The following is a 26,714-nucleotide window of genomic DNA, read 5'->3' on the forward strand; positions in this document are numbered from 1 at the left end:
TTGGTCATCTGATCTAAAATCTGGTTGACGAAAGTCATAAGCCAATCTCCGATTGTCTGGTGTCTGGAAACATCCATTTAATCGGTATTGGCTTATTTTTTCATCTCATTTTTTGTCCGAACCATTGCATGATGATTGCGCAAAAGTTCTTCTATCGTATGATTCGTGCAGTTGCCGCGACGAATCCAAATCACTTTTGGCGGGAAGCCGTAAAGCATACAAAGGTCGCTGAAATCGGCATCTTTTGTGACTAATAAATAATTTTCAATTTTTGCACGCTCTCAAACTTCCATGTCGGATGCTTTATCCAATCCCATATGATCAAAAAGTAATTTCACTCTTGAACAACCATCAAACTTTTTTCCCGGTCAGCAGCGTAACTGAGACAGGCGCGAATGTCTTCTTCGGTTAGATAAGGAAAATCATCAAGGATTTCCTGGTGCGTCATGCCTGCCGCTAAATATTCAAGCACATCATAAACCGTGATTCTCATGCCTCTGATGCAAGGCTTGCCGCCACGCTTTCCCGGCTCAATGGTTATGATGTTTTGATAATTCATATGCCTGATAGTAAAACTCACGCTTTTGGATAGCAAGCTACCTTAAATTGCTTTATTGCGTTCTCAGAATGCCGAGTGGTTTTTGCGTCAGCACATCCAAAGTCGAAATTGCGCCGACGATGGTGACTAACAAAATGGTTGCCGCGACCCCGATGAAATTTAACTGCGGCGTGAATGCCCATTCGATGTCAAAGATGTATTTCGAGGTCGCGTAAGATAACCCTTCGGCGGCGAATGCGCCAATGAGTCCCGACACCAATCCCAGCAAGCCATATTCGGCAAGCAGAATCACCAGCAAGGTTTTGCGTTTTGCGCCGAGCGTTTTTAAAACTGCCGCTTCATAGATGCGCTGGAATTTGGTAATCGCTATCGAGCCAATCAAAATCAACACGCCGCTCAAAAAGACAAACAGACCGGTAAAGGAAACCGTCAGCGTGACGTTGTTAATAATTCGCGTGATTGAGCGCACAATTTCAGTTACATCAATCACCGAGAGATTCGGGAATTTATCGAGCAGGCGTTTTTCAAAACGCGATTTTTCGATTTCGTCGGTTGGCCCGTTAATCGCTCCGACCATCATCTGCGGGGCATTCTCTAAAGTGCCCGGTCGGAACAAGACCATAAAACCGGTGCGCGAATTGCGCCAATCGACTTTGCGAATGCTCGTCACTTTCGCGGTCAACTTGCGCCCTTGAATATCAAAGGTGATGTTGCCGCCGACATCCAGACCGAGCAATCCTTTCATGCTCTCTTCAATGGAAATTTCACCTTCCGGTGAAGGCGTCGGTTCCCAGAACTCGCCTTCGATGACGCGCTCGTTGTATTCAAGGTTGGCTCTGAAAGTCGTCACATATTCGCGTCCAAGTCTGCCTCGTTCGCGCCGCATATCTTCATTCTCGAAATCAATGTCGCGTCCGTTAATCGCGGTGATGCGCGCGCGAATGGTTGGCACCAGTAGCGGCTCTTCGCCGGTTTCCTGTTTGATGAACTGAGCGAGCGGTTGCTCCTGGTCTTTTTGCACATCAATCAAAAACATATTCGGCATATTCGAGCGTTTGCCCAAATCCAAATCGCGCAAGAGATTTTTTTCAAGCGATTGAATGGCGATGACCAGAAAGACGCCGAGGCCAACGACCATCACAATCACGCGCGTTTGATTGCCTGGTCGATAAAGACTGTTGATGGCTTGGCGGAAAGCAAATGATTGAACATTTTTGGTGCGCCGCACGAGGGCGATGAGAAGCGAAGCTGCGAGATAAAGCAACCCCGCAGTGACAGCAATACCAAGCAAGAAGAAAAAGCCGACGCGCAGGGAACCCGCTTGCCACGAAACCAGGGCGACGAGTCCTGCGACGACAATGAAACCTGTTGCCCAACGCATGAAATCGAAACGTTGTTTGACGTGCGCGACATCATCGCGCAACAACAGGTTCGGTTTGATTTTGCGAATGCGCAAGAGTGGCAAAGCCGAAAATAGTAATGAAATGAGCACGCCGACGCCAATGCCTTGAAAGACCGCGTAAGGGCGAAGTTCATAAGAGAGATTTTCGGGAAGCAAATCCGCGAAATTATATTTCACCAGGGCAAGCACCCCACGCGCTAAGATGACGCCGAGCACACTGCCGGTAAAGCCGAGCAATAGAACCTGCGAAAGATAGGCAACGGTAACACGCGAGCCAGTTGCGCCGATGCATTTCAACACGGCGATGGATTTTTTCTTCTGCTCAACGAAAACCCGCGTGACGTTGGAAATGCCGATGCCACCAAGCACCAGAACCACCAAGCCGGTGAGCGACAAATAATCTTCGGCGCGTTGCAAAGAGTTATTCAAATTGCCTTCAGCATCGCGATAGGAACGCGCCGACACCAGTTGATTTTTGAGCGCGGCTTTCAGTTGTTTGGTGAGCGGTTCGGCTTGATTTTCAATGGTGGTGAATTGAATTTTGCGCCGCGCTCGACTGCCAAATCCTGTAAGCCCTGTGGCTTCGACATCGGAACGCGCAATGAACAGACGCGGTCCCAAACGAAAGCCGCCACCGGCAACCCCGGGTTCTTTATCAAACACGCCGCGAATCTGAAATGTCGCTTCGCCGATTTTTATCGAATCGCCGACTTTCAAACTCAAACGGTCAAGCATAGCGGGCGAAGCCACCGTGCCGAAATTCTGTAGCAGGGAAAAATCGAAATTGCTGCCGTCCTGCATTTTGAATTCGCCGACCAGCGGGTAATTCGCTTCGATGCCTTTGAGTTCGACCATCATCACCGCTTCGTTCGCTTCATCGGCGGGACGCGCCATGGTCGCCGATTCGATGGTCTCTGTGCGACTGACAACGCGCGGCGCTTGCATCACCCGATTGATGATTTCGAGTTGTTCATCAGTCCACGGGCGGTCTGAATCGACCTGGACATCGGCGGTTAAAATGGCGCGCGCGTCACCGGCAATGGCGCGGTTGACGTTTTGAATCATCGACCGCAAAGCAACGATGGCACATACGCCGATGGCGATGCAGACAAAGAAGAATAACAACCTGCGCCACGATGAGCGCAATTCACGGCGAGCCATTTGAATGATGAAATTCATAAATCAATCCGGTTCAAATCAGTTTTTATGAGCAGTGAAAATGGTTTTGCATGTTCGACGGAATTTCACTCAATTTACCTTTGAGTTTGAATTTCCCAGCGGATAACGCGGATGCGACGGATGAGGACGGATAATCCGCGCTTATCCGCTTAATCCGCCGCATCCGCGGGGAACCCGGAATTCAAATAACGAATCGTGATTTTCCGTCTGAAATTTTATTTTCTGTCTGAAATCTCAAAACAACTTTTCATGGCAATCTAAACAGAAAGTGCTTCGTTTTCTTCTACTGCCGCATTGCTGGTGCTGTCGCTGACCACGCGCCCGTCGCGCAAGGAGACCAGTCGGTCAGCCATCGCAGCGATTTCGCGGTCGTGAGTAATCAACACCAATGTGGTTTTGCGTTTGCGATTGAGGTTGACCATCAACTCTAAAATGTGTCCGCCGTTTTTCGAGTCGAGGTTGCCGGTCGGTTCATCTGCGAGCAATATCGAAGGATTATTGGCAAAGGCGCGGGCAATCGCTACACGTTGTTGTTCGCCGCCCGACAGTTGCGACGGGTAATGATGGGCGCGCGCCGTCAGTCCTACGTCTTCGATTAACTCTTTGGCATGCGCGAAAGCGTTTTTGGCTCCGGCGATTTCCATCGGCACCAGAATGTTTTCAAATGCCGTGAGCGACGGAATGAGATGAAACGATTGAAAGACGATGCCGATTTTTTCGCCGCGTAGTTCTGCGAGCGCATCTTCGTTTAAATCGTTAATCGATACGCCGTCAATTTTTATTTTCCCCGAAGTCGGCGCATCAAGTCCGGCAATCAGTCCGAGAAGCGTCGATTTGCCGCTGCCGGAAGGTCCGACAATGGCGACGAATTGACCATCAGGGATTACCATGCTTAATTCATCGAGAATGGTTAAGGTTTCACTGCCGGAGGCAACTTGCTTTGTAACTTTATACAGTTCGATCATGTCGTCTACCTGAAAATTCTGCGCAGAGGATGAGCGTCCGCTCAAGCGTTCGGTGCCGGGCGTCCTTGGTTTTTTGACGTTCAGACGTTTTCGTCCCGCATCAACCCGAACAGATTCAATCATACACGCCGGAAGATAGCGGCGCTAATCGCCCAATGAGACTTCAATCCCCCTTCATCGCTCTACGGACAGAGAATAAATTTCGTTGCGCTAAAAATATATTTGACAAAGTCAAATATATAGTTGATAAAGTCAATGTTGTTTCAAACGTAAAGGATGGCGATAATGATGACAATCAGTAAACTGATGAAACAGATTGAGGCAGTGCGCCGGTTCAATCGGTTTTACACCAGGCGAATCGGGGCGCTGGAGGAACATTTGCTACAGAGTCCTTTTTCTCTGACGGAGGCGCGGCTGATTTATGAACTCGCGTACAGGGAAAAGGCGACGGCGACCGAGCTTGGCAGCGAGTTGGGTTTGGACGCAGGCTATCTCAGCCGCCTGTTAGCCCGATTCAAGAAACGCGGTTTGATCGCCAAACAGCCGTCCGCGAGTGATGGTCGCCAGGCAGTCTTGTCGTTGACCGAAAAAGGGCAACAGGCATTCGTGGAACTCAACGCTCACTCGAACGAGCAGATCGAGGCTACGCTCAATCAACTCTCGCCTTCCGAACAAAACCGTCTGGTCGGTGCCATGAACACGATTGAACGGTTGCTTGGCGAACGTACCGAAAAAAACGTCCCCTACATCATCCGCCCTCACCAACTCGGTGATATGGGTTGGGTCACCCACCGGCAAGGATTGGTTTACAACGAGGAGTACGGTTGGGATGAGCAATATGAAGCGATGGTGTCGGAGATCGTGGCGAAGTTCATCCGCAACTTTGACCCCAAGCGCGAATATTGCTGGATTGCCGAGCGCGACGGCGAAATTATCGGCTCGGTCTTTCTGGTTAAGCGGTCGAAAACCGTCGCGCAATTACGGCTGCTGATGGTCGAACCGGGCGCCCGCGGACTCGGTATCGGCAAGCGACTGGTGAATGAGTGCGTGCGCTTTGCCCGTCAGAAAGGCTACAAAAAGCTCATGCTCTGGACTAACAGCGTGTTGGCTGCCGCCCGGCATCTTTATGAAGAAGCCGGATTTCAACTCGTTCAGGAAGAAGCGCACCACAGTTTCGGCAAGGACTTAGTGGGGCAGGTGTGGGAACTCAAGCTGTGAAATATGTGAAGCCGCAGTCGAGTCAAACGCAAATAGCTTCTCGGAGGGATAAGCAAATGAATGTTGACCTTGAAAAACTAAATGCCGCTGTCGAATTCCTCGTCAATCGAAAAACTTTCTTAGAGACCATTGAGCAATTGAGCGAGGCTATCGAACATTCTCAAGAATCATTCGTCTGGTCAGTAATTGACCTGAGTTCCATAGAGTGTCAACTGCCTGAAGGTATTCAATCAAGTTGGATTTTTGTTCTAAAGAAGAATGCTTGGTCAGGGTGCCATTATCATCCTAATAGTATTCAGCATATGGTGACCATCAAAGGACAGGGGATGGCGAAGGTCGCAGAGGAATACCAGCGGATGGTGCCGTTTGCAGCAAACGATTCACTGACCGATAAATGGCTTGTAATAGGTCAAGGCGTTCCGCATGAATTCTTTCCGGAAAACGAGAATATGGTGGTTGTCTCTTTTCACACGTGCGCAGCCAGCGAGTTGGAAGAAGTCGATTGCGAGACGGGTGAAAAGCGAGTATACGAGCAAGCAAACTGAACAACTTTTGAGTTGAGTATAAACACCGGTCGTCGTTTACCAAACTGCTTGCAGTGGAAGCCGCGAAACTCAGTTCATCTGATTACTTTCAATGCCGTTCGCGGATTTATTGAACAGGCGCAATATGATTAACACATACAATTTTGAAAATTTTGTCAATGAGGTCAAAGCGCCACCTGTTCAGCCGGAATTGAGCTGGCGGGCGGTGGTCATTCAGTTGACGCATGAGGCTTTGCCGGAGTTCAAGGATTTTTGCCGGCGTCAGCAGATTGCGGTTATTGATACGTTTGACCGGCAACTCGCCGACCTCGCTCTGGTGAAATTTCCGGACACCCGAAACCTTAAAGAGCGGCAGTCGTTCGTCACCGACAGACTGGCGGCGTGTGGTGGGCAAGCCGTCTGCGGCAACTGGGTTTACCTGCCTTGGGAAAAGAAGGTTGCGCACCTGCTGAGTGAAGACGATTATTTCGAGGTAATCACCAACCGCAATCAAGACAAGATCACCCGTGATGAGCAGCAAGTATTGCGCACCAAACGCATAGGAGTAATCGGGCTGTCGGTCGGCGGTGAAGCTGCTGTGACGGTTGCCCAGGAACACTTGTGCGGCGAGATCAGGCTGGCTGATTTTGACCGGCTCGACCTGTCCAACCTGAATCGCCTCAACGCCGGTTTCGATGAACTCGGCACTGCCAAAGTGCTGATCGCAGCGCGCCGCATCGCGCGGATCAACCCTTATCTCGAAGTTAGAATTTTTGACGAAGGGGTGACGGCGGAAAATGCCATAGAGTTTCTGGATGGGCTAGACCTGCTCATTGAAGAATGTGATCACCTGCAAGTCAAACGCGATGTAAGACAACTGGCAAGAGGTCGTGACCTTAACGTCATATATGCTGCCGACGAACGCGGCTTCCTCAGCATTGAACCCTATCAATATTGTGCAGACTTACGTCCGTTCCACGGGCGCGCTGAACAACCGCAGCCGCCGCGCCAGTCCTTCCCGACACCGCTGGCGTTTATGCAGGCGCTCGCCCTCTGGTTGGGTGGTTGGGAAAATTTGTCCAAACGTTCGCAAGGCTCACTTGAGCGCATCGGTCAGTCGCTGTGCGGCTACCCGCAACTGGCTAGTGAGGCGCGCTATGCGGCAGGGCAACTTGGGCACGTCGCCCGCCGCCTCCTGCTTGGCGAAAAACTTCCCCCCTTCATCGGCAACCTAGACTTGGCTGAACTTATTTGATAATTCAATCATATGAAAAAAATATTCTTCAGCTTGGCGCTGGTCGCCATCACCAGTCTGGCGGCTTGTCAAAATAACGCGAAAGAGGCTACCGCTGATAAGGTATCCAATGCGCCATCGTCTCCTGCCTTGACCGCCAACAAGACGTCTGCGCCTCAGAAAAACTCGGCGAAGGTCGTCGCCTTCGGCGATAGCTTGACCGCAGGTTACGGACTGTCGCCGCAACAAAGCTATCCGTCACTTCTGCAAGAGAAATTGCGTGCCGATGGATTTGATTATGAAGTCATCAATGCAGGAATTTCCGGTGATACGTCGGCAGGCGGGGTGCGCCGCATTGACTGGTCTCTGGAAAGCGGCGATGTGAAATTTGTGATTATTGAACTTGGCGCGAATGATATGTTGCGCGGGCAACCGGTCGAGGCGATGAAAAAAAATCTCAGCGCGATTATTGAACGCGCCAAAGCCAAAGGCGCAACCGTGTTGCTTGCCGGAATGGAAGCGCCAACCAATTCCGGTGCGGATTATCGTCGCAAAGTTCACGAAGCCTTTCCGCAACTTGCTAAAGAGCACCGTGTCACCCTGATTCCATTTTTTCTTGAAGGGGTAGCGGGTATGCAAACATTAAATCAACAGGATGGCATTCATCCGAATCCCGAAGGCACACGATTGGTTATGGAAACCGTCTATAAATATTTGCAGCCGTTACTGGAAAAAGCCCGACAGCAACCGGGTCGTTAAAAAATTTATTGATAAAGTTAAATTTTTGCATCGTTTTGATTTTGATTTCCGTCTTTAAGCTATAGCAACCCTAATATCAAATGGATTTTAGGAAGTAAATGCCTGAATTTGCAGTTCTTTAGTGTCATCCCCGCAAAGAACTCGTGAATGAAATTTTGAATAAGAAGTTAAGAATGAATCTGAAAAAAATACTGGAATTAATAAATAAAGACTCGCAAACGGGTGGGGCTGGCGGGGAAGAGGGTCGTGACAAAACCCATTGTCTTAGTGAAATCGAAATCGCTGCCTACTATGAAAACAGCATTCCTGCGGAAAAACGCGCCGGTATCGAACATCACCTGGCAGATTGTCACGATTGTATTGACCTGCTGGTGACGTTTTCGAGAATTGCCGCTGAACTTAAACAGGAAAGCCCAAGCGATAGCTTGCCAAATGCCGAAGTGGAAAAACTGACCAATAAGGTTTTGAAGCTCATTAACGAAGATGATACCCACAACTAAATCGTAGATAACTGTTCATCGCCTCCCTACCCGTTGACCGTTCTGGAAACCCATCTGACTTAGAGCGATTTGCGATTGCTTTTACTCATAAGCGTCGCGGTCAATGACCGCTCTCTCAACATCCCCTGAGTTCCAGGGCAAGGCGCTCCAGGTTGAACCAGCGCGTCGTTAGCGAGTCGCTTGGACTCAATCACAAATGGCTCTAAATAAACCTTGCTGATGATTCAGGCAATAAAAAAGCAGCGCGGGATTTATGTGCCCGCGCTGCTTTTCAGGAAATCGGTTAAATCGAAACCGGCTTATTTCAAAGCCTGTTCGATAGCCTGAGTAACCTTTTCGTCTTCGGGTTTGTCTTTGGTGGAGAAACGGTTGATGATTTTGCCATCTTTACCAATCAGGAATTTATTGAAATTCCAGGTGATTTCACCGGCGTATTGCGGATTGGTTGTGGGTTCCGTCAAATATTTGTAAAGCACATGTTTGTCTTCGCCTTTAACGGAAATCTTGGCAAACATTGGAAAAGTTACACCGTAATTGAGCGAGCAAAACTCTTTGATCTCTTCATTGGTGCCCGGCTCTTGTCCCATAAAGTTATTCGCCGGGAAACCCAAAATCACAAAGCCCTGATCTTTGTATTTGTTATAAATTTTCTGCAAGCCTTCGTATTGCGGGGTGTATCCGCATTTGCTGGCAACGTTGACAATCATCACGACTTTGCCTTTGTAAGCGTCGAGCTTGATGTCTTTGTTATCAATGCTCTTCATGGTGAAATCATAAATGGACGAGTAAGCGGGCGGATTTTCGGATTTAAGCGAAATGGTTTTGCCGATAGCCAGACAAGTCATCAAAAACATTGTCGCACCGACAAGGATTAAACTCTTTTTCATAACACTCTCCTGATCGTATGGGTTTTGATTTTCCAGACCGGTTATTATGACCGCAATCTTTTGCGAGTCCAAATGGGTTAATCGCATTTTCAATAAATTTATTTCAACCACGCATCGGCAATCGCTATGTCAACCGTGACCGGAACGCTGCGAATGTATTCACGGGCAGCCTGAACCATGGTTTGTTCCAAAACCTTCGCGCCTTCTTGCGCTTGATTTTCAGCGGCTTCGATAACGATTTCATCGTGAATGCAATTGACGATTTTCGCGTCAAACGGTTTCAATGCTTCATAAATCAAGGTCAAGGCGCGTTTGGTGATGTCGGCGGAACTGCCTTGCACCGGGGCATTTTTGCCGTAGCGTTGTGTCGCGGCGACTTGCGAGCGGTCATTGGGATCAAAGTTGAAGGTGACTAAACGCCCTGACCGGGTACGGCTTTCGTGTTCCTGCACAGCGCGATTTGCCGCTTCACGCAAAAACCCATCAACCCCTTTGTAAGCGGCGAAATATTTTTTAATCAGATTTTCGGCTTCACCATTCGAGCAGTCGATGCGTGCCGCAAGCCCCGATGCGCCCAGTCCGTACATAATCCCGTAGTTGAGTTGTTTGGCGGCGGCGCGTTGCTCTTTGGTTACTCCGTCCAGAGGCACATTGAACATCTGGCTTGCCGTCACCCGATGTAAATCTTCGCCCGACATCAAGGCTTTCACCAACGCCGTATCCTGTGACCAGTCGGCTAGGATACGCAATTCAATCTGCGAATAATCGGCGATGATGAGCTTGCGCCCTGCCGGAGCCCGAAAGCATGAGCGATATTCTTTGGTGTTGGGCACCTGTTGCAAATTTGGTTCGGAACAACTCATCCGTCCGCCCGCCGCGCCGATTTGGCGAAAATCCGAATGAATGCGCCCGGTCGCCGCGTGTATGTGGGTCAAAAAATTCAAGCCATAACTCGACAGGGCTTTTTGCACATGGCGATAGGCGAGCAATTTTTCAATCACCGGATGCTCTTTGACGAGCGGTTGCAATTGCCAACTGCGCGTGCCCTCGACCTTGATGCCCATGCGCGCGAGCGCGTCGGTGACTTGCGAAGGACTATCGAGGTTGATGGTCGGTTCATCAAACAGCGAGAGTTGTTCGATGCCGGATGCGAGTTCGCGTTTGAGGTCTGAGGAAATCGCCGCGTGTTCGCGTTCGACACTTTCGACCTGTTTGCGCCAGCAATCGGCGCTCAAATACATTCCGGCAATTTCCATCGCCGCAACCGGCAACACACAATCGAATTCGAGTTTCGCCACTTCAACCATGTGAAGTTTGACCAACTCCTGCGTCATGCGTTCCCTGAGCGGCAGCAGGATGGTGACATCCTTTGCCGCGTATTCGTATTGCGCATCGGTTAGCTTGCCCGACCAATCGCTGACTTGCAGCGATTTATCAAGTTCCTGATTGAGGTAACGCGAGACCACTGCCGCGAGACTGTTGCCGCCTTCACTGCGCCCGGCGCTGATCAGTTGACTCGCCAGCATGGTATCGAAGATGCCATAGGCTTCAAGGTTGAAATGATGCAGCAACATCTTGAGGTCGAATTTGGCATTGTGAAAAATTTTGATCGGATGCGGTTGCGAGAAAAACTGGCGCAGGTGCGGATCATTGAAGGCGTCAATCTCGAAGAGATCGATGACAAAGGTTTGCTCATCGGTCGCAATTTGCGCCAGCCGCACCTCGCTGGTGAACGGGTCAAGCCCTGTGGTTTCGGTATCGACACCAATGACCGAGGCTTTGGTGATGGCGCGAATGACTTCTTCGAGCGCAGGGGCTGTAGTTATCAATTTGACAGGCGATTGGTTCACAGTTGATTCCTTTAAACAGTAAAAATTGTTACATCCCCTTGACGGATGGGCAATTCAAATTTGCGCGTTGCAGAGTATTAATGAAGTGAATGGAAGATAAATTGAAGTTTTAAGCTTGCCGCCGAATCCGTAACATCCGGGTTACGGATTTCTATTTAGGTGCGAGGCTGCGAAGAAAATTGACCACCTGCCAAATCTGTTTTTCTGTGAGTTTTTCTTTATAAGCCAGCATATCAGCCGAAACCCCGTCGCGAATGGCAACGAAAATTTCGCCATCCGTCGAACCGTAATCCCAGGTCTCATCGGTCAAATCCGAAGGCGTGCCGCCCGATAGCGCCATCCCGCCGTCGCCTTTGGCAGTTGCCCCGTGACAAGGCGCGCAGTGGCGTTTATAAAGCGCGCGTCCGGCTTCAATCGATTCGGCATCCGCAGGCACAGGGTTTTTCAACTTTTGCGCTTCAGGGTTGCGACGCGGCGCTTGCGCACTTGCGTGGTTCGTCGCCCACATCACTGCGAAAACGAAAATCATAAAGCTCAGCGCCACGATGCGGCGTAACCGAAAAGGATGATTGATTAAAAAACTATTCTTGCGGAACATCGAAATTCTCCACCAGATAATCGGGATGTTTATCGCGAAGATAGACAAATAAATCGTGAATCAAATTAACCAGACGATTAACCCCGTAAGTATACTGATTTTTTTTGACCTTGAGCGAGATGGAAACCATTCCTCCACGACTGCTACAGGAAACCTCTGCGCGCCTGCGATCAACCCGCCGATGTTCGGGCAAGCGGCGGTCGTGACGTTCAGTTAAAAATTTTTTCAATTCCGCATGGAGCGCAGACCCTGTAGGAATGCCCGGCAACAGTTGTTTAAATCTTAACGTCTGTGTTGCCGTATCAACTTGCAAATTCATCTCGCGATGCAACAACCAGACGAAATGAAACTGCCCGGTTTTGCTTTCGCTAAATTCGCGAAAGATGCCCCGGTCGGCATAAGTTTGCAAACTTTCGCGAATCACCTGCAATTGACTTTTAGCCATTCTATCGGTAGCCGGTAGTCGGTAGTCGGTAGTCAGAAGTCAGACTTTTTTTTTACACTGCCTACTGCCTACCGCTTACTGCCTACTTTTTAATGATTGTATGACATACAGCCCGGTTCAACCGTACCTAAGAAACCGGGTTCGTATTGTTGCCTGACCCAGAATTCTTTTTTCGCCTGACAGTTGATGAGCGAGGGACGGCTCTCTTTGATAGCGATTTGATAGGCGCGTTCCAACGCCGCGCGAAAATCCGTGGGCTTGGTCACATATTCACCGTGCGCGCCCAAGCCTTCGGCGACTTTGTCATAACGGACATTCTCTTGAAACAGGTGCAAACTCAAGGTGACAGGACTGCGACTGCTGCCTGTCCAGGTTCCCCACGCATTGTTGTTATAAACGATAACGATGATGGGCAAACGATATTTCGACGCAGTCTCAAGTTCCATAATCGTATAACCGATACCCGCATCGCCAGTGACACAAATGACCGGCGCGCTTTTATGCGCAGCCTGAACACTCACCCCATGACGCACCGCAACCGCTGCACCAACTGCGTAACCAACATCTGGACCAATCGCGCCATATTGATATGCGCCGTTTAGAATCTGCCCCGGGCGATACCCGCGCAGCCAGCGCCGCACGTAACGCGCGATGCCATAACCACCCGCTACAAATGTGGTTTGCTCTTTGGGCAGTTTGCCGCGATACATAAAATCACTCAGCTCTTTGGCAATCACCGCAGGATGCACGGCATCTGTGTAGCTTGCGCCTTTGGCATAAAAAGTCTCAAGTTCATCTTCAAATTTTTTGCGCGCCGCGGCAATCTCGGCAATCCAGGCATCGTGTTTCATCGCCGGCATCGCCTCGGCTAAAGCTTCAAGCGCGGCTTTTTCGCAACTCACCATGCCGACATCAATCGGCAGATTGCGTCCGATGTCTTCAGCCACAGGGTCAATGCGAATGTATTTGGCATCGGGACCGAAAGCGAATTCGCCGACCGTCGGCATACAATATTGCCCGACCAGTACGACGACATCGGCGCTGGCGAGCGCACCGGGCGCAGCGTTTGCCGAAAGCGGACTGGCATCGGAAAATTGCCCTTTCATTGCGCCCGATTCGACCACCGGAATCTGCGCTTTTTCCGCCAGGGTTTTCAAAGCATCCCAGGCGCGGCTATAGAAAACCCCGTTGCTTGAGACAATCATCGGACGCTGGGCTTGTTTCAGAAGTTCAACCGCTGCCGTTATGTCTTTGGGATTTGGATAAGGTTTTGCCGTGGTGCGATATTTGGTCTTGTCGTAGTAGTAATCAAGGTCGCTCGGTTTTTCAAATTTTGCGCGCGTCACTTCAGCGGGGAAATCCAGATGCACGGGGCGCGGCACGCCGGTGCGCAACTGGCGAAACGCATATGCGCCGTATTCATGAATGCGTTTAGGCGTAATCAACCGCTTGCCGTATTTTTTCAAGCCTTCGGTGGTCGGTTGTTGATAGCCCAGTTGAATCCCTGCCTCGGTGTCTTCGTTGACAATCGCCATGTTGCTGGCAAGCACCAGTACAGGCGAACGCGCAGCATTGGCGGCAGCGATGGCGTTAATCATGTCGGTGAAGCCAGGACCTTCAGTGCCCGATGCCGCAGCAACTTCGCCGGTCACGCGACAGAACCCGTCGGCAGCGTGACACATCGCGCCTTCGTGACGCCCCGAATAAGTGGGAATGCCTTCCTGGGCAATGGCGTTGACGATGGAGTAATTGCCCGGACAGGAGAAAAGAACGGCGAGACCTTCTTCTTTACAAACCCGCGCGAAAACCTGCGCGCCGGTCATCGGAAATTCGGCTTTTGCGAACTGCGCTTTTGCGGCAAGCGCGAATTCATCGGGAACTTTTATCGGTTTGATGTCCGGGTTGTCGATTGCCGATGCGGCTTTCGTTTCGCTGAACGCGCTGACCGCAGTTGCGCCTGCGCCAATGGCTGCGCGGGTAATAAATTTTCTTCGCGAAACATCGGCTTTGGTTTTTTTATTGGTCTCAGGGGTCTCTTTCATAACTTCTCCTTCAATTGGAATGCGCAAAATTTTCCAGCAAGTGGTTGAATAAATCGTTCCGGGTCTATTTGAAAAGAGCCGTTTTGGTAACGAACTGATTGGTGATGTCTGAAAGGTTCAGATAAGGCTAAAGGATTTCCACTGCGGCTTTATCCAACGCTTGCCTTACTTTTGGAAAATGCGAAAATCAGGCGCATAAACCAGCCTGATTTTTTGTAAATCGCCCACAGAAGTTGATAATTGAGAACTTTATTTGTGCAAAACTGCAAAATGCATCGCAAATACCTTGCTTACCGACCGGTTAGTATAGTGAAATTAGCAGCGACTGACAACGCGCGCGTAAGCAATTTCTGTGGGTTAAATCCAAAGCAACTTTTTTATCAACTCGCTCTCGTTAAGCTGATTCGAGGCGGGTTTTATTGAGCAGGAGACCTCGATGCGACCGCTTGTTTTGCTGCCACTTCTCATGTTCGGTATTTTAATTCCGGTAATTTCATATCCGCAGCAACCTTCTGCCGGTTCGCCTGACCAATCACCAAATGTTATTCGGTTTCATCATCTCCACCTCAATTCCATTGACCCGCCGAAAGCGATGGATTTTTATCTGCGGACCTTTGAGGTGACCAAGCGAACCGCGCTTGCGGGGTTTGATGCCGTTCAAAGCGAAAATATTTATCTGCTGTTTAACCAAGTGAAAAAGCCGCCCGCCCTTGCTCCCGACAGCGCCATCTGGCATTTCGGTTGGGGAAGCCCCGCGATGGAAAGCGATTATCAAAAACATCTCGCTAACGGCGTAGTGTTTGCCACACCGATGACCCGGCTCAGTGCCAATTTGTTATTCGCCTATATGAAAGCGCCCGATGGAGCTTTGGTAGAAATCAACACATCGAATACGCGAAGCTTTATTCACACGCATCTCTACAGCCGTGCGCCCTTATGCGCCGCTGAGTGGTATGTGAAAAATCTTGGCGCAACCGGTCGCGCACAAACTCGCGCGCCATGTGATGTGCCGTTTGCCGCGCCGAGTGAACCGCTTGGCGTCATTCGCTCACCGGCAACCACTGTGCGTTTCGACAACATCAGCTTGATTATTTATCCCAAACAACGAAGCGGCGATTTAGTCAGCCCGCGCGGGCACGTCGTTGACCACATTGGGCTGAGTGTCCGAGACCTCGATGCAACGCTTGAACGCTTACAAAAATCGGGCGTCAAAATTTTGCAAATGCCATATGCATTCGGCAAAAGTAAAAACCGCGCGGCGATGATTGAAGGTCCCGACGCCATCGCCATCGAACTCGTCGAGGTGAAATAATCGCCCGGTTTTATTGACTATTTTGATTGATAAGGCAGACCACAACGCATGACTCGAAAAGAAAATTTACAACCAACCACAGGGGCATTAACCGGCGTGCGAGTGCTTGATTTTTGCAGTTTCATCGCCGGGTCTTACAGCGCCATGCTGCTTGGACTGATGGGCGCGGAAGTAATTAAAGTCGAACCGCTCACCGGCGATTTGTCACGCGCCTGGGGTCCGTTTTTTAGCGGCGAGAGCATGTTCTTTCAAGGCTGGAATCTCAATAAACGCAGTCTTGCAATTGACCTGCTCTCTGAGTCCGGTCGCGAAGTGATTTACCAACTGGTCGAACGCGCCGATGTGGTGATTGAAAATTTTCGACCGGGCGTTACTGCCAAACTCAAAATCGATTATGAGACCTTGCGCGAAATCAATCCCAAACTGATTTACTGTTCGTCAACAGCGTTTGGTTCCAAAGGTCCTTATCACAAACGCCCGGGTTACGACCCGGTGTTGCAGGCGATGGGCGGCGCGGCAAAAGAGAATACTCGCTATAGCGGCAAAGTCGCCATCTGTTCAGTGGCGGTTTCCGATTATCAAGCCGCGATGCTTGGACTCGCGGGCATTACGGCGGCGCTTTATCACCGCGAAAAAACCGGCGAAGGACAAAAGCTTGAGACTTCATTACTGCAAGCGGTGATGTCCGTGCAATCGCATTATTACGTGCGCGCATTGGAACGCGAGCAGGAAGGCGCGCTCGGCATCTTTCCCTATCGCCTGTTTGAAACCAAAGATGACTTGATTTTTATCGGCGCGGCGACCAATAAATTCTGGCAGATTTTGTGCGAGGCGCTCGGCGCGGCGGAACTTGCAGATGACCCGAAGTATGACACCAACGCCAAGCGCGTCTGGCACAAGGATGAACTGTTTGAAAGATTGCAGCCGCACTTTCACCGGAAAACGACCGATGAATGGGTCAGAGTGCTTATCGAAAAAGGTGTGCCGTGCGGGCCCGTCATGAGTTACGACGATTTTTTTGTTGACCCGCAGGTCGAAGCCCTGGAGATGAATCCCGTCATCGAACATTCATCCATCGGGCAGATTCGCGTGGTTGGCATTCCCATTCATTTTGAAAAAACTCCGGCGCGAATTGAGCGCGCCGCGCCGCTTCTGGGCGAGCACACCGAAGAAATTTTGCGCGAGTTGAATTTTGATATAACCCGCATCAAGCAGTTGCAAAACGCCGGGGTGATTGCCGGTAATTGAAGGCGATTGCATAGACGAAGCAACAAATTCTCTCAGCTATACTGAGATGGTGGTTCGATAAACCAGCAAACCGGGCTAAATCAAAATAGAATAATCGGGAGCAATTATTCAGGAGGATAAGTCCGATGACTTACGCAGGGACACTGGCGATTCACGATGCCGATTCGCATTTTATGGAAACGCCGAATAGGTTGCACGAATTTGCCGATCCGCAAATTCGCGAACGCATCGACCCGCAATATTTTTTCAATGCCATTGGCGACCATCGTTTGCCAAGCTTCATCGACCAGCGCGCCGATGCCGATTATCACAGCCAAGGGCAACCCGCTACAATTGTGGCGGGAGATTTGATTTACAATCGAAAAGGAGATTCCTATGCTTTGGACAAAACGCGCGATGTTAGTTTTATTCATTCTCGCGGCAGGCGCGACACCGGTTGTGCGCGGCGCTGCCGATATTGAAATCGTTCCCGATGTGATTTACGGGCACAAAGACGGAATGGCGCTCACCTTCGATATTTTAAAGCCGAAAGCCAAACCTAATGGCGCGGCGGTTTTATTTATGGTGAGCGGCGGCTGGGTTTCGGCTTACAGTCCGCCGCAACAGATGGCAACGCGCTTTCAGGATTTATTGGACAAAGGTTTTACGGTGATTGCCGTGCGTCACGGCAGCAGCCCGAAATATTTCATTCCTGAGATTGTCGCCGATGTGCGCCGCGCCGTGCGCTACATTCGCTATAACGCCAGGCAATGGAATGTTGACCCCAATCGCCTGGGGGTATTCGGTGGCAGCGCGGGCGGTCATCTGTCATTGATGCTTGGCACGGCATCGGATAACGGCGACCCCAATGCTCAGGAAGCGTTTATGAAAGAGAGCGACCGCGTGGCGGCAGTCGTCGCTTATTTTCCGCCGGTTGATTTGCGACCCATCACGCGCGGCGTCAATCCGCCGCTGCCGCCTGATGGTAAACCTTATCGCTTTCCGGCGTTGAATTTTGATAAAGAGAAAGCGCCCGATTATTCGCCCATCGTTCATGTGTCGCCCGATGACCCGCCGACCTTGCTGATTCACGGCGATAAAGACGATTTGGTTCCCATCAACAACAGCAAAATTATTTTTGAAGCCTTTCAAAAAAATAATGTGAAGACCGATTTCATCACTATCCCAGGCGCAGGACATGGTTTTCGCGGCGAAGATGCCAAACGCGCCAGCGCCGCGATGGTCGCGTGGTTTGAACAGACGCTTTTGAAACCCGCGTCGCCAGCGAAACCCTAGAACCGTTGGCAATTGAAATTGAATCTGTTTGAGAAAGCGGGCTTTGACCACGACAATTTGTGAAACGCAGTCAAAGCCCGCTTCCTCAACTTCAGTAAATCATTTTGCCAACAACTCTGAATTTTTGTCCGCGCTCTATTTCCCCTCTACCGAAAAAGCCAACAACAGATTGCCCGGTTGCCCGATTAAACGACCATAGCCGGAGTTGGTGTAGAGCATGCCGTTTGCCACAGTCGGTCCTCCGCCATCAAGCGTGCCGCCTTTTTGCTTGCCGCCATTTACCGTATCAATCATTGCCGCCGTGTCATAATCCCATAACACTTTGCCATCTCTGGTTGAATAAGCGCGCAAATGTCCGTCGGTCGTGCCGGAAAACACCACACCGGGAATCAAAGTTGCCGCCGCCGATTGCGCGTTATTGCAACGGGTCGTCCCCCAACTGCATTTCGCGGGCGGCGCAGGCACATGCCACAACTGTTCGCCGGTGGCAATTTTCAAAGCGGTAATGCCGGGCTTGCGATTGGCGCCGCTCACATCAGCAACCGGCACATAAACATTTTCCGTATCGGCAGCAAAACCCCATTCGATGCCGCCAAGCGCGCCGCCATTGCCGATTTTAACTTCCCATAATTTTTTGCCGTTATTATCGGGGTCGAGCGCGTACATCACGCCGGATTTTTGTCCCGCGAGAATCACCTGTTTGCCATTCGGCAGGGCGCGAAGAATCGGCGAACTGCCAAAGTCATGGTCAGGACCTGCTTCTTCGGGACAATTGCCAACGCCTGCCTGACGACAACCGACCAGAAAATTATCTTTCGGTGTGACTTGATTCACCCACTTGAGTTTCCCTGTCGCCATATCCAGGGCGATGATAGCGTCGGAATGTTTGGTTTCGACATCCGTATAAGAATTGCCGGTCGCGGCATAAATCACTCGCCGTTTTAAATCCAGAGTCGGAGCCGACCAGATCGCGCCGCCCGCCGGACCATACATTTGCGTGCCTGCGGAATTTTTCTTGAAGGGTTTCGGCGCGCTTTGCACCGCATAAGTTTTCCAGATGATTTTGCCGGTGTAGGCATCAAGCGCCACGATGCTGCCGCGAAAGGTGCAGCATTCATATTTGGCATCGCGTCCGGCGGTCTCTTCAAACGACGACACCGGCACATAGAGGCGATTGCGATAAAGCACAGGCGAGCCGGTGATGCGCGATAAAAAATGGTCTTCGATTTTGGTTTTCCAGAGTACCTTGCCGGTCATTGCATCAAGCGCCTGCACCGTCGATTTTTCATCGCCGAGATAGAGCGCAAATTTGGCTTTTGAACCGGCGGGAAGATTGCCCACGCTCATCGCGGCGCGAACCGCAGCCCCCGCGTGGGTTGTCCAAATCGTGCAACCGGTCTGCGCGTTCAAACAAAAAATCTGTCCGACTTCGGTGGTGATGTATAAACGATTGCCGATAATAGTCGGCTGTCCGGTCGCCATCGGCCCGGGGTGTGCCCACGCCCATTTGACTTTGAGTTTCGGCACCTCTTCGGCTTTGATTCCGGGACGGGGTTGAAAGCGGGAATTATCGAGGTCACGACCCCAGCCGTTCCATTGCGGGGCGCTCAGATTGATGGCGCTTTCAGGCGTTTTGCAATGATTGGCTTCGACGAGTTCCTGATAGGATGCGCCCGGTTGTTTGCCCGTGAGGTAAATTGCCAGTTTACGAATCTCATCGGCGCTGAGTCCCGCCGCCTGTTGTTTCATTGAGCCGTTGGTGAGGGTGTGAATCACGTCTTCGGCTGAGCGTCGGCGAATTAAAAAGAGCGGCGGAATGCGGTCTTGCGGATTGTCGTGACAGACAGCACAGCGTTGTTTATAAATCTGTTCACTTGCAGGGTCAGCCGGTGGCTGTTGCGATGTTTGTTGCAATGCCGATTCATCGGCAAACGCCACGGTTTTTTCAAGCGAAAAAGTTATCAGTGGAAAAACCAGCGCCGCACATAAAAAAACTGCTGATAAAAATTTGCCGGGCAAGCTGTTTGACAAATTCATTTCATCTCCTGTTTCGCCATTAATTGAACTCCATGCGATGAATGGCTTTTAGAAAATATTGCCAATGTGAATGGGCGTTGTTGAGCTTAGGTTTTCCACTGAATTTGCGGACTGTTGCTTCGCGCATTATCGCAAGCGCAAAACCGCAGTCATTGCGAAATGATCCGAAGGCGTGCGCCCGTTGCGAGCCGCGCGGTCAATATCGGCACGAATGACCTGCCACTCTTTTGAAATCGCTATCCAGTCAATGCGCGCGCCTGTGGTGGTTTCGGCTTTGAAATCCGAAAAAGTCCCTTCGTTTTCACTGCGCGCGGGATGCGCAATGCGAAAGCTGTCGCGCAAGAGCATCGGTTTTTTGTCATCCGCGCCGAACAAGGCTTTGTATGGTTCGCTTGCTTCACCGGCATTGAAATCGCCTGTGACAATCACCGAACAAGTCTTGCTCATTTCTGCTGCGCGACGACGCAAGAGCCGCGCTGATTCGAGTCGCGCCGCTTCGCCGCGATGGTCGAAATGGGTATTGAAAAAAACTAACGGTTTGGCTTTTGGATAGCGCCGGTCGCGGAGCTTGACCCAACTCACCATGCGCGTAATCGCCGTGTCCCAACTTTTGCTGCCCGGCTGCTCTGGGGTTTCGCTCAACCAGAAATGACCGCCGTCGAGTTTTTCAAATCGCTCGCGTTTGTAATAGAGCGCGGTCATCTCGCCGCGTTCGCGTCCATCATCGCGCCCGACGCCGAAGACATCATATTGCGGCAACTCTTTTGCCAGAAAATCGCGTTGAAAAGCGAGGGTTTCCTGCGTCCCCAGTAAATCCGGGTCAAAGGCTTTAATGGTTGCGACGAGAAAATCTTTGCGATTATCCCAACGATTTTCGCCGTCGTTGGCGGTGCCGTAACGAATATTGAAACTCATCACCCGTATATCGGATGATGGTTTTTCGACAATGCCAAACGTCGGAAAGCACATCAGCATGGCGAATAAAATTGAAAAACTGCACTGTCTGAGGCGCATCAATCGGATAAAGAAATTTTTAGTATTTGAATGATTAATCATTTCGTCCACTCGCCATTTTTTATTTCACTGAGTTTGAGTTTTCGCGGGTCGAGAACCACATGTTTTACCTTTTTGCGATTCCACGTATAAGTGATATGCACCAGTCCATCGCGGGTTTGAATGACTGCCGGATAGGAATACTCTGCCGAAGCCGGACCCGTTTCCAACACCAACGCGGCTTTCCAGATTTTACCGTCAAGGCTTACGGCGACATTGAGCGGCGCGCGGTCGCCCCATTTTCCTGCTATGGTCGGAACGTGATTGTAAACCAATAAATGCCGACCACCTTTGAGCGTCACGCCATCAATGCCGGAATTGGGATTCGGTAAATTCGTTGCATTCAACTGGCTCCAGGTTTTGCCATTATCTTCAGACCACGATTCGATGATTTTTCCTTGACGGCTGCGAAACAAAGCTTGCAGTTTGCCGCGCTTGTGAAAAAAAACCGTCGGTTGAATCACCCCAAAAGTTTTACCATCGTTGATGGCCTCGGTGCGTTGCCAGGTTTTTCCGAAATCCGCCGTGCGCTCGAAATGCACGCGCCAGCCTTGATCTTCGCTGCTTGATGGACAAAGCCATTCGCCGTTTGCAAGTTCAACCGGTTTATTTTTAATTGGTCCGGCAAAGCTATCCGGGAGTCGCGTCGGTTGGCTCCAACTTTTGCCGCCATCGGTTGAGGTCATCTGCATGCCCCACCACGAAGAAGGACTTGGCCCGACTTTGTAAAAGAGTCTGAGCGCCCCCGCCCGTGGTTGAAAGAGCACAGGGTTCCAGGTCGGATAACGCTTATCAGGTGGCACGATGCCGTTAGCGACTTCGACGGGGATTGTCCATTTGCCGTTTTCAAATCTGGAAACCCAGATGCCGACATCCGGGTGTTTTTCTTTGGTGCCGCCAAACCACGCGGCAATCAGTTTGCCATTCGATTCGGCAATCGTTGAGGCATGGCATTCGGGAAACGGCGCGGTTTCGTAAATGAATTCACTTTTAATGAGTCCCGGCACAGCGTTTTGCGCCAACGTTCCAAGGTTCAATATCAGTATGAGCGTGAAGCAAAAGATGGTGTTCAACATTCGCATAACAACGGCGCTCTCCTTGTCTGTGGAAGCGGCAATTGTAAACGTCCAAACCCGACGCGACAACAAACAAACGATTCCGACAATCAAAAAATGAAACAGTGATGCAATGAATTTGCTGCAAAGCCTGAGTGAAAATTTATGGCGCGAAACTCGAACGCAGTTTGACTCCCCAATGCCCGTTTTCTTTGGTGAGAATATAGAGCGATTCATATGAACCGATGCGCGAACCATCGGCGCGATAGCGCGTGAATTGGGTATCGACGTGAACTTTATCGGCGGTCGCCTGAATGATGCGGCAATGATCCCATTTGCTGTGATGCCAGCCCGTGTCAGCCATCGCTTTCCAGAGTCGCGCCGCGTCCTGCATACCGGGTCGTTCCAGTACGGACATTTTGCCGCCTGCCAGACGATAATGCGGAAATTGAAAAGTGCGCTCCCACGCCGCTATATCTTTGTTGTTCCAGGCGTCCATATAATCGTCGAGCAACTTCAGGGCTTCGGCTGCAACTTTCGGGTCGATGGGTGATTTGCTTTTCGATTGCGCAAAGCCCAGTGCAATGTTGAGTAAAAAAATAAGGATGAGAATTGCCGAGATTTTTTTCATGATTTGCTCGAACGATTGAAAGAAGTCATTACCGTAGCCCGATGGTTAGTAATAACACCTGCGACTACTGACTTTCAGTTTTGCGAAACCAGGGATTGCCAAAGTTGGTGTACGCTCCGCCATCAACCGAAATCTGCATCTGCACGCGGAAGCTTGCAGGCGAAAGCATTTGCGTTCGACCTTTTAATTTGATGGTTTTGCCCTGTTTTTTTATCGGCGCGGTTTCCCAGAAGATGGTGTAATAACCGCCGAGGTCGCCGCCAATGGTTCCGCTCTTGATGAGGTTTATGCCGAACATTCCCGATTCCGCGCGCATCACCGATTTTTCTTTTTCGTGGTAGGCGAGTGTCGCGCGCCCTTTGAAAGCGCCCGCCGGGGTTTCGCCTTCGATGACGCTTTCATAAGTCGCGGGCTTTGCGCCTTTCTTATAAATTTCCGTGCCTTTGATTTTGCCCGCCGGTCCCAACGGTGATTCCGGCACATTCCATTCAAACGACCAACTGCCGATGAAATAATCGAGATTAGGCGGCGGCATCGGGTCTGTGGGTTCCGTAGGACGCGACGGTTGTTGTGCAGGTTTTGATTGCTGCGCAGTTAATTGAAACGGCAACAAGAAAACAAACAAAGTAAGAAATAGTAATCGTTTCATGTCAGGTGGCTTGTGATTAAGAAATTGATTGAAAAACTATAATCGCGCCTCTGCGCGATCTCCGCGTTCTCTGCGTCGCTGCGGTGAAAAGACCAGAGTAAAATCAACATTGAGTCTAATCATAGAACATCATTCTGCCTACTGCTTACTGTCGATTGCCTACTGTTGTTTGCTGGCGCTCGGCGTTGCCGTTGATTTCGTCAACGCTTTGCTATCGACGGTGTATTCAAACCACGGGATGAACATCTCATCCCAACTCTGTTCACTCCAGAAGACCTCTTTGTCGGGCGCAGGATTGTAACGATTCTTGATGGAATTATCGTAATGCGCGACGGCTGCAAGTCGGCTGCCCGCAGGAATTTTCAACGGCTCGGCGAGTTCATAATGCAACTGCCAGTTGAAATCGAACTTTGGCACGTTGAGCAATACCTGTTGGCGACCATCAGGCAAAATGAGCGTGTATTTGATGTCTTTGCCGCGCAGGTGCATATGCGGCGCAAAGGCATAGAGCGTGATGGCTTCTTTGATGAACACTTCGCCGCCGATTTCCCAATTATCGGCATGTGGCGGAATGTTGGGAATCTTGCCGCGAACCTTAATGGTTTTGCCATTCACGGTGCGGGTTTCGCTGAGTTCTTTGCCGCCGATAAAAATGGTGTCGCTCACGCCTTTGGTCAATACTTCGTGGGTGACTGGCGTTTTGGCAAACCAGAGTCCGAGACGTGAGCGGTCTTTTTCGGCGCGTCCGCTCGGTTGATAATGCATATTGAATTGAATGTACATACCGGGCAGGATGCGTTTGGCAGTTCCCGGAAAATGTTGCTCGAAGCCTTTGCCGGGCGCTTGCCCTACGAGTTTAAATGCGCCTGAGCGGGTGAACGAATCCTGCGTCTGTGCGACTTCGCGCGCGCCGCCTTCCGTAAGCCCTCCGGTTTCTCTTGCCGATTGACTGTTGAGCGCAGTTGTTGATGCGCCGTCGCGCACCGCTTTGCCATTGACGATTTTAGTGCCTTCGGGAAGATTCACGACATTGGCAATCGAATGATGGACGACCGCCGGGTTGCCCGGTCGCAGTTCAACTTTCTCGACCCAGCGCTCTTCTTTGAAAGGCACAGGCACATAGAAATTCTGCATGGGGAGTTCGCCTTCGGCGGGGACTTCAAAATCCACAGGCATTTCGATAATCACGTCGGGTTCGCCAAACGTCCAACCCGGCGTGTATTTCGGCAGGGGCGGCAAATCTTTATCGTTGCCTTTGGGCGCGCCGCTATCTACCCAGGCGACAATCGTCTCTATTTCAGTTTGCGAAAGCCTGCGGTCATTGCTGAATTTGAGCGTAGAGGTATGCGGGTCGGCAAACCACGGCGGCATTTCGCGTTTAATGATTTCTTCGCGAATCGCTTTGCTCCACGGGCGAACTTCTTTGTATGAAGTAAGCGGCATGGGCGCGACTTCACCCGGACGGTGACAGTTGGCACACTTGTTGAAGATGATGGGCGCGACATCTTTGGCAAAGGTCGGCGCGGCGGCTTGCGGTTTTTGGGTGCTGAGGATTAAACCTGCCGAGCAAATAACCAACAGGATGAGTGATAAGCGTTTCATAAAAATTCCTCCTTTGATTATTTGCTGCCTTTACCGGCGGGTTGCGGTTGTGTTTGTCGCAAATCCTGTTTATCGATGGTGTAATCGAGATAGCCAATCATCATCTCTTCCCAGGTTTGATCGCCCCAACGCACCTCTTTGGTGGGGTCTGGGTTGTACTTGTTGTTAATCGAATTGTCGTGATGGGCGATGCATTCCAGACGACTGCCTTTCGGCGCGGCTACGGGTTCTTTAAAGAAATAGGTCAACTGCCAGGCGAAATGAAAACGCGGCACCGAAAGCAGAATCTTTGAGGTGCCATCGGGGTAGACCAAGCGATAGAGAAAATCTTTGCCGCGCACATGCATATGCGGGTGCAGGCTGTCGATGTGACTGTCTTCTTTAAAGGTGAAAGTGCCCGACGATTCATAATGCGGGTCGCCCGGCGGGATGACCAGATTGCGCGCCGAAGCGCCTGCCGTAATGACCCGTTTTTCAACCGGGACTTTTGAAAAAATCAAACCGACACTGGTGCGGTCTTTGCCCGCTTCGCCGTTGGTTGTGTAGTGCACCTGAAAAATCAGCACCGAACCTTTCTTGATTAACTTGGCTTGACCGGGGCGCATGATTTGCGGCGCTTCGCCGGGTGCCCACCCCACCAGACGACCATCGGAATCTTCGGCGCTGCGCGCCTGCGAGTTGGCATTTTGCGCGCGCGCTGCGGCAAGCGCCTGCGGGTTGATTTCACCGGCTTGGGGCAATGGGTTGCCATCGGGGTAACGAACACTGACGATGACGTGATGCACATGGGCGCGGTCGCCCGAACGAATCTCGGCAAATTGCACATACTTGTCTTCGGCGAAATTGGTTGGCACCGCGAAATATTTATAGGGGATGACGCCTTCGGCAGGAACCTGGAAATCCTGAGTCATGGTTAAAACGACGTCGGGATTACCGATTTGCCAGCCTGCGGTGAATTTCGGATTGGGCGGCAAATCTTTCGGGTTGCCCTCTTTTGCGCCGCTGTCTGCCCACCTTGAAAGCGTATCAATATCTTTTTGCGACAATCGGCAATCATTGGAAAATTCACCGTGTTTGGGGTCGGCAAACCAGGGAGGCATTTCGCGGGTCACGACTTTTTCTTTAATCGAGCGCGCCCACGGTCGCGCCTCTTTGTAGGTCATAAATGACATGGGCGCGACTTCGCCCGGACGATGACAGACCTGACAGTTTTTTTGCAATATCGGCGCGACATCTTTGGTAAAGGTGACCACAGTTGGCATATCGATTGAAGCCTGAGTGGAATCAAGCGTCAGAAAGAGGAGCAATGCCAGGCAAGACACAAATAAGCAGATGCTAAGGACACGTTTCATCTTAAACCTCCCGCACAGGTGTTGGGGTCAATCGTTGGAATAGTACAATGGCAATCCCACGGCTAGCCGCATAGGAAAATTAAGATTACGAATGTCGCCAAAAGTCTGAATGACAAGAACTGCTTGCCGGTATCAATTATTGCGCGCTTCTGTTTAAGAATGCTGCTTGAATTTATAGCATAGGAAAGCGTTGACTCAAAACCGCAAAACGTCAAAAGTTGCCTGAAACGAGGGCGATGAAAACGTTTTTTGCAGTGCGGTGACCGGTCGCCGCTTTTGCATTCGCTAAGGAGCGATTGACGCTTCGCCATCGCTCACGAAAGTTGGTTCCGACACAA

The 26,714-nt window shown here is 50.7% G+C and carries 25 protein-coding genes; 9 read left to right on the forward strand and 16 right to left on the reverse strand.

From position 1 onward, the window contains the following. Positions 1-92: 92 nt before the first annotated feature. The 4 genes from AB1757_24970 to AB1757_24985 all read right to left on the reverse strand — a co-directional run bounded on the left by AB1757_24970 (position 93) and on the right by AB1757_24985 (position 4,228). A complete protein-coding gene (locus tag AB1757_24970; GenBank protein ID MEW6130312.1) occupies positions 93-269 on the reverse strand; it encodes a DUF5615 family PIN-like protein in 177 nt (58 codons plus the stop codon). Positions 270-334: 65 nt separating this feature from the next. Beyond that, entirely contained in the window at positions 335-559 is a 225-nt protein-coding gene (locus tag AB1757_24975) for a DUF433 domain-containing protein (GenBank protein MEW6130313.1), read from the reverse strand. Between the two features lie 52 nt (positions 560-611). Then, positions 612-3,140 carry an FtsX-like permease family protein gene (locus AB1757_24980; protein MEW6130314.1) on the reverse strand — a complete coding sequence of 843 codons (2,529 nt, stop codon included), beginning with the start codon at positions 3,138-3,140 and terminating at the stop codon, positions 612-614. Between the two features lie 257 nt (positions 3,141-3,397). Continuing rightward, positions 3,398-4,228 carry an ABC transporter ATP-binding protein gene (locus AB1757_24985; GenBank protein ID MEW6130315.1) on the reverse strand — a complete coding sequence of 277 codons (831 nt, stop codon included), beginning with the start codon at positions 4,226-4,228 and terminating at the stop codon, positions 3,398-3,400. Between the two features lie 162 nt (positions 4,229-4,390). Between AB1757_24985 and AB1757_24990 the strand changes: the two genes are divergently transcribed. The 5 genes from AB1757_24990 (at position 4,391) to AB1757_25010 (ending at position 8,340) form a co-directional block, all read left to right on the forward strand. Next, positions 4,391-5,323, forward strand: a complete 933-nt coding sequence (locus tag AB1757_24990; protein MEW6130316.1) for a helix-turn-helix domain-containing GNAT family N-acetyltransferase — start codon at positions 4,391-4,393, stop codon at positions 5,321-5,323. A 56-nt stretch (positions 5,324-5,379) separates the two neighbouring features. After that, the gene (locus tag AB1757_24995) at positions 5,380-5,868 is read left to right on the forward strand and encodes a cupin domain-containing protein (protein ID MEW6130317.1); all 489 of its coding nucleotides are present in this window, start codon (positions 5,380-5,382) and stop codon (positions 5,866-5,868) included. A gap of 124 nt (positions 5,869-5,992) precedes the next feature. Continuing rightward, the gene (locus tag AB1757_25000; protein MEW6130318.1) at positions 5,993-7,102 is read left to right on the forward strand and encodes a ThiF family adenylyltransferase; all 1,110 of its coding nucleotides are present in this window, start codon (positions 5,993-5,995) and stop codon (positions 7,100-7,102) included. 12 nt (positions 7,103-7,114) lie between these two features. After that, the gene (locus AB1757_25005; GenBank protein MEW6130319.1) at positions 7,115-7,840 is read left to right on the forward strand and encodes an arylesterase; all 726 of its coding nucleotides are present in this window, start codon (positions 7,115-7,117) and stop codon (positions 7,838-7,840) included. A gap of 173 nt (positions 7,841-8,013) precedes the next feature. After that, complete coding sequence (locus AB1757_25010; GenBank protein ID MEW6130320.1) at positions 8,014-8,340, forward strand: hypothetical protein; 327 nt, start codon at positions 8,014-8,016, stop codon at positions 8,338-8,340. A gap of 299 nt (positions 8,341-8,639) precedes the next feature. Here the strand turns inward: AB1757_25010 and AB1757_25015 are convergent, their stop codons facing one another. From AB1757_25015 to AB1757_25035, 5 genes are all read right to left on the reverse strand, one after another. Next, positions 8,640-9,227, reverse strand: coding sequence for a glutathione peroxidase (locus tag AB1757_25015; protein ID MEW6130321.1), 588 nt, complete (start codon positions 9,225-9,227; stop codon positions 8,640-8,642). A 98-nt stretch (positions 9,228-9,325) separates the two neighbouring features. Then, on the reverse strand, positions 9,326-11,077 hold the full coding sequence (locus AB1757_25020; GenBank protein MEW6130322.1) for a bifunctional 3'-5' exonuclease/DNA polymerase: 1,752 nt from the start codon (positions 11,075-11,077) through the stop codon (positions 9,326-9,328). Between the two features lie 151 nt (positions 11,078-11,228). Then, on the reverse strand, positions 11,229-11,675 hold the full coding sequence (locus AB1757_25025; protein ID MEW6130323.1) for a c-type cytochrome: 447 nt from the start codon (positions 11,673-11,675) through the stop codon (positions 11,229-11,231). Further along, the gene (locus AB1757_25030; GenBank protein ID MEW6130324.1) at positions 11,659-12,120 is read right to left on the reverse strand and encodes a hypothetical protein; all 462 of its coding nucleotides are present in this window, start codon (positions 12,118-12,120) and stop codon (positions 11,659-11,661) included. The genes AB1757_25025 and AB1757_25030 overlap by 17 nt, the downstream gene beginning before the upstream one ends. 89 nt (positions 12,121-12,209) lie before the next feature. Further along, the gene (locus AB1757_25035) at positions 12,210-14,162 is read right to left on the reverse strand and encodes a thiamine pyrophosphate-binding protein (GenBank protein ID MEW6130325.1); all 1,953 of its coding nucleotides are present in this window, start codon (positions 14,160-14,162) and stop codon (positions 12,210-12,212) included. A gap of 436 nt (positions 14,163-14,598) precedes the next feature. Here AB1757_25035 and AB1757_25040 point away from each other — a divergent pair, with 436 nt between their 5' ends. From AB1757_25040 to AB1757_25055, 4 genes are all read left to right on the forward strand, one after another. Further along, the gene (locus tag AB1757_25040) at positions 14,599-15,474 is read left to right on the forward strand and encodes a VOC family protein (GenBank protein ID MEW6130326.1); all 876 of its coding nucleotides are present in this window, start codon (positions 14,599-14,601) and stop codon (positions 15,472-15,474) included. Positions 15,475-15,522: 48 nt separating this feature from the next. Continuing rightward, the gene (locus AB1757_25045) at positions 15,523-16,722 is read left to right on the forward strand and encodes a CoA transferase (protein MEW6130327.1); all 1,200 of its coding nucleotides are present in this window, start codon (positions 15,523-15,525) and stop codon (positions 16,720-16,722) included. Positions 16,723-16,847: 125 nt separating this feature from the next. After that, entirely contained in the window at positions 16,848-17,183 is a 336-nt protein-coding gene (locus AB1757_25050) for a hypothetical protein (protein MEW6130328.1), read from the forward strand. Beyond that, positions 17,098-17,997: an alpha/beta hydrolase gene (locus AB1757_25055; GenBank protein ID MEW6130329.1), complete on the forward strand. Its 900-nt coding sequence runs from the start codon at positions 17,098-17,100 to the stop codon at positions 17,995-17,997. The genes AB1757_25050 and AB1757_25055 overlap by 86 nt, the downstream gene beginning before the upstream one ends. 135 nt (positions 17,998-18,132) lie before the next feature. Here AB1757_25055 and AB1757_25060 read toward each other — a convergent pair whose 3' ends face one another. The 7 genes from AB1757_25060 to AB1757_25090 all read right to left on the reverse strand — a co-directional run bounded on the left by AB1757_25060 (position 18,133) and on the right by AB1757_25090 (position 26,376). Beyond that, positions 18,133-20,034 carry a PQQ-binding-like beta-propeller repeat protein gene (locus tag AB1757_25060; GenBank protein ID MEW6130330.1) on the reverse strand — a complete coding sequence of 634 codons (1,902 nt, stop codon included), beginning with the start codon at positions 20,032-20,034 and terminating at the stop codon, positions 18,133-18,135. A gap of 126 nt (positions 20,035-20,160) precedes the next feature. Then, positions 20,161-21,090, reverse strand: a complete 930-nt coding sequence (locus AB1757_25065; protein MEW6130331.1) for an endonuclease/exonuclease/phosphatase family protein — start codon at positions 21,088-21,090, stop codon at positions 20,161-20,163. After that, the gene (locus tag AB1757_25070) at positions 21,087-22,169 is read right to left on the reverse strand and encodes a sialidase family protein (GenBank protein MEW6130332.1); all 1,083 of its coding nucleotides are present in this window, start codon (positions 22,167-22,169) and stop codon (positions 21,087-21,089) included. Before AB1757_25070 ends, AB1757_25065 begins: the two co-directional genes overlap by 4 nt. A 136-nt stretch (positions 22,170-22,305) precedes the next feature. Continuing rightward, the gene (locus AB1757_25075) at positions 22,306-22,773 is read right to left on the reverse strand and encodes a hypothetical protein (GenBank protein ID MEW6130333.1); all 468 of its coding nucleotides are present in this window, start codon (positions 22,771-22,773) and stop codon (positions 22,306-22,308) included. Between the two features lie 64 nt (positions 22,774-22,837). Then, positions 22,838-23,422: a hypothetical protein gene (locus tag AB1757_25080; GenBank protein MEW6130334.1), complete on the reverse strand. Its 585-nt coding sequence runs from the start codon at positions 23,420-23,422 to the stop codon at positions 22,838-22,840. A gap of 159 nt (positions 23,423-23,581) precedes the next feature. Beyond that, positions 23,582-25,024 (reverse strand): thiol-disulfide isomerase, encoded by a 1,443-nt coding sequence (locus AB1757_25085; GenBank protein MEW6130335.1) that lies wholly within the window; start codon positions 25,022-25,024, stop codon positions 23,582-23,584. A gap of 17 nt (positions 25,025-25,041) precedes the next feature. Then, on the reverse strand, positions 25,042-26,376 hold the full coding sequence (locus tag AB1757_25090; protein MEW6130336.1) for a thiol-disulfide isomerase: 1,335 nt from the start codon (positions 26,374-26,376) through the stop codon (positions 25,042-25,044). Positions 26,377-26,714 lie beyond the last annotated feature (338 nt).

The organism is Acidobacteriota bacterium (genome assembly GCA_040754075.1).
Classification (GTDB): Bacteria; Acidobacteriota; Blastocatellia; order UBA7656; family UBA7656; genus JBFMDH01.

Bases quoted from the DNA above. Each gene is read 5' to 3' on its own strand.
- AB1757_24975 (MEW6130313.1), bottom strand. From the start codon at position 559: ATGAATTATCAAAACATCATAACCATTGAGCCGGGAAAGCGTGGCGGC.
- AB1757_24980 (MEW6130314.1), bottom strand. From the start codon at position 3,140: ATGAATTTCATCATTCAAATGGCTCGCCGTGAATTGCGCTCATCGTGG.
- AB1757_24985 (MEW6130315.1), bottom strand. From the start codon at position 4,228: ATGATTGAATCTGTTCGGGTTGATGCGGGACGAAAACGTCTGAACGTC.
- AB1757_24990 (MEW6130316.1), top strand. From the start codon at position 4,391: ATGATGACAATCAGTAAACTGATGAAACAGATTGAGGCAGTGCGCCGG.
- AB1757_24995 (MEW6130317.1), top strand. From the start codon at position 5,380: ATGAATGTTGACCTTGAAAAACTAAATGCCGCTGTCGAATTCCTCGTC.
- AB1757_25000 (MEW6130318.1), top strand. From the start codon at position 5,993: ATGATTAACACATACAATTTTGAAAATTTTGTCAATGAGGTCAAAGCG.
- AB1757_25005 (MEW6130319.1), top strand. From the start codon at position 7,115: ATGAAAAAAATATTCTTCAGCTTGGCGCTGGTCGCCATCACCAGTCTG.
- AB1757_25010 (MEW6130320.1), top strand. From the start codon at position 8,014: ATGAATCTGAAAAAAATACTGGAATTAATAAATAAAGACTCGCAAACG.
- AB1757_25015 (MEW6130321.1), bottom strand. From the start codon at position 9,227: ATGAAAAAGAGTTTAATCCTTGTCGGTGCGACAATGTTTTTGATGACT.
- AB1757_25025 (MEW6130323.1), bottom strand. From the start codon at position 11,675: ATGTTCCGCAAGAATAGTTTTTTAATCAATCATCCTTTTCGGTTACGC.
- AB1757_25030 (MEW6130324.1), bottom strand. From the start codon at position 12,120: ATGGCTAAAAGTCAATTGCAGGTGATTCGCGAAAGTTTGCAAACTTAT.
- AB1757_25035 (MEW6130325.1), bottom strand. From the start codon at position 14,162: ATGAAAGAGACCCCTGAGACCAATAAAAAAACCAAAGCCGATGTTTCG.
- AB1757_25040 (MEW6130326.1), top strand. From the start codon at position 14,599: ATGCGACCGCTTGTTTTGCTGCCACTTCTCATGTTCGGTATTTTAATT.
- AB1757_25045 (MEW6130327.1), top strand. From the start codon at position 15,523: ATGACTCGAAAAGAAAATTTACAACCAACCACAGGGGCATTAACCGGC.
- AB1757_25050 (MEW6130328.1), top strand. From the start codon at position 16,848: ATGACTTACGCAGGGACACTGGCGATTCACGATGCCGATTCGCATTTT.
- AB1757_25055 (MEW6130329.1), top strand. From the start codon at position 17,098: ATGCTTTGGACAAAACGCGCGATGTTAGTTTTATTCATTCTCGCGGCA.
- AB1757_25060 (MEW6130330.1), bottom strand. From the start codon at position 20,034: ATGAATTTGTCAAACAGCTTGCCCGGCAAATTTTTATCAGCAGTTTTT.
- AB1757_25065 (MEW6130331.1), bottom strand. From the start codon at position 21,090: ATGATTAATCATTCAAATACTAAAAATTTCTTTATCCGATTGATGCGC.
- AB1757_25070 (MEW6130332.1), bottom strand. From the start codon at position 22,169: ATGCGAATGTTGAACACCATCTTTTGCTTCACGCTCATACTGATATTG.
- AB1757_25075 (MEW6130333.1), bottom strand. From the start codon at position 22,773: ATGAAAAAAATCTCGGCAATTCTCATCCTTATTTTTTTACTCAACATT.
- AB1757_25080 (MEW6130334.1), bottom strand. From the start codon at position 23,422: ATGAAACGATTACTATTTCTTACTTTGTTTGTTTTCTTGTTGCCGTTT.
- AB1757_25085 (MEW6130335.1), bottom strand. From the start codon at position 25,024: ATGAAACGCTTATCACTCATCCTGTTGGTTATTTGCTCGGCAGGTTTA.
- AB1757_25090 (MEW6130336.1), bottom strand. From the start codon at position 26,376: ATGAAACGTGTCCTTAGCATCTGCTTATTTGTGTCTTGCCTGGCATTG.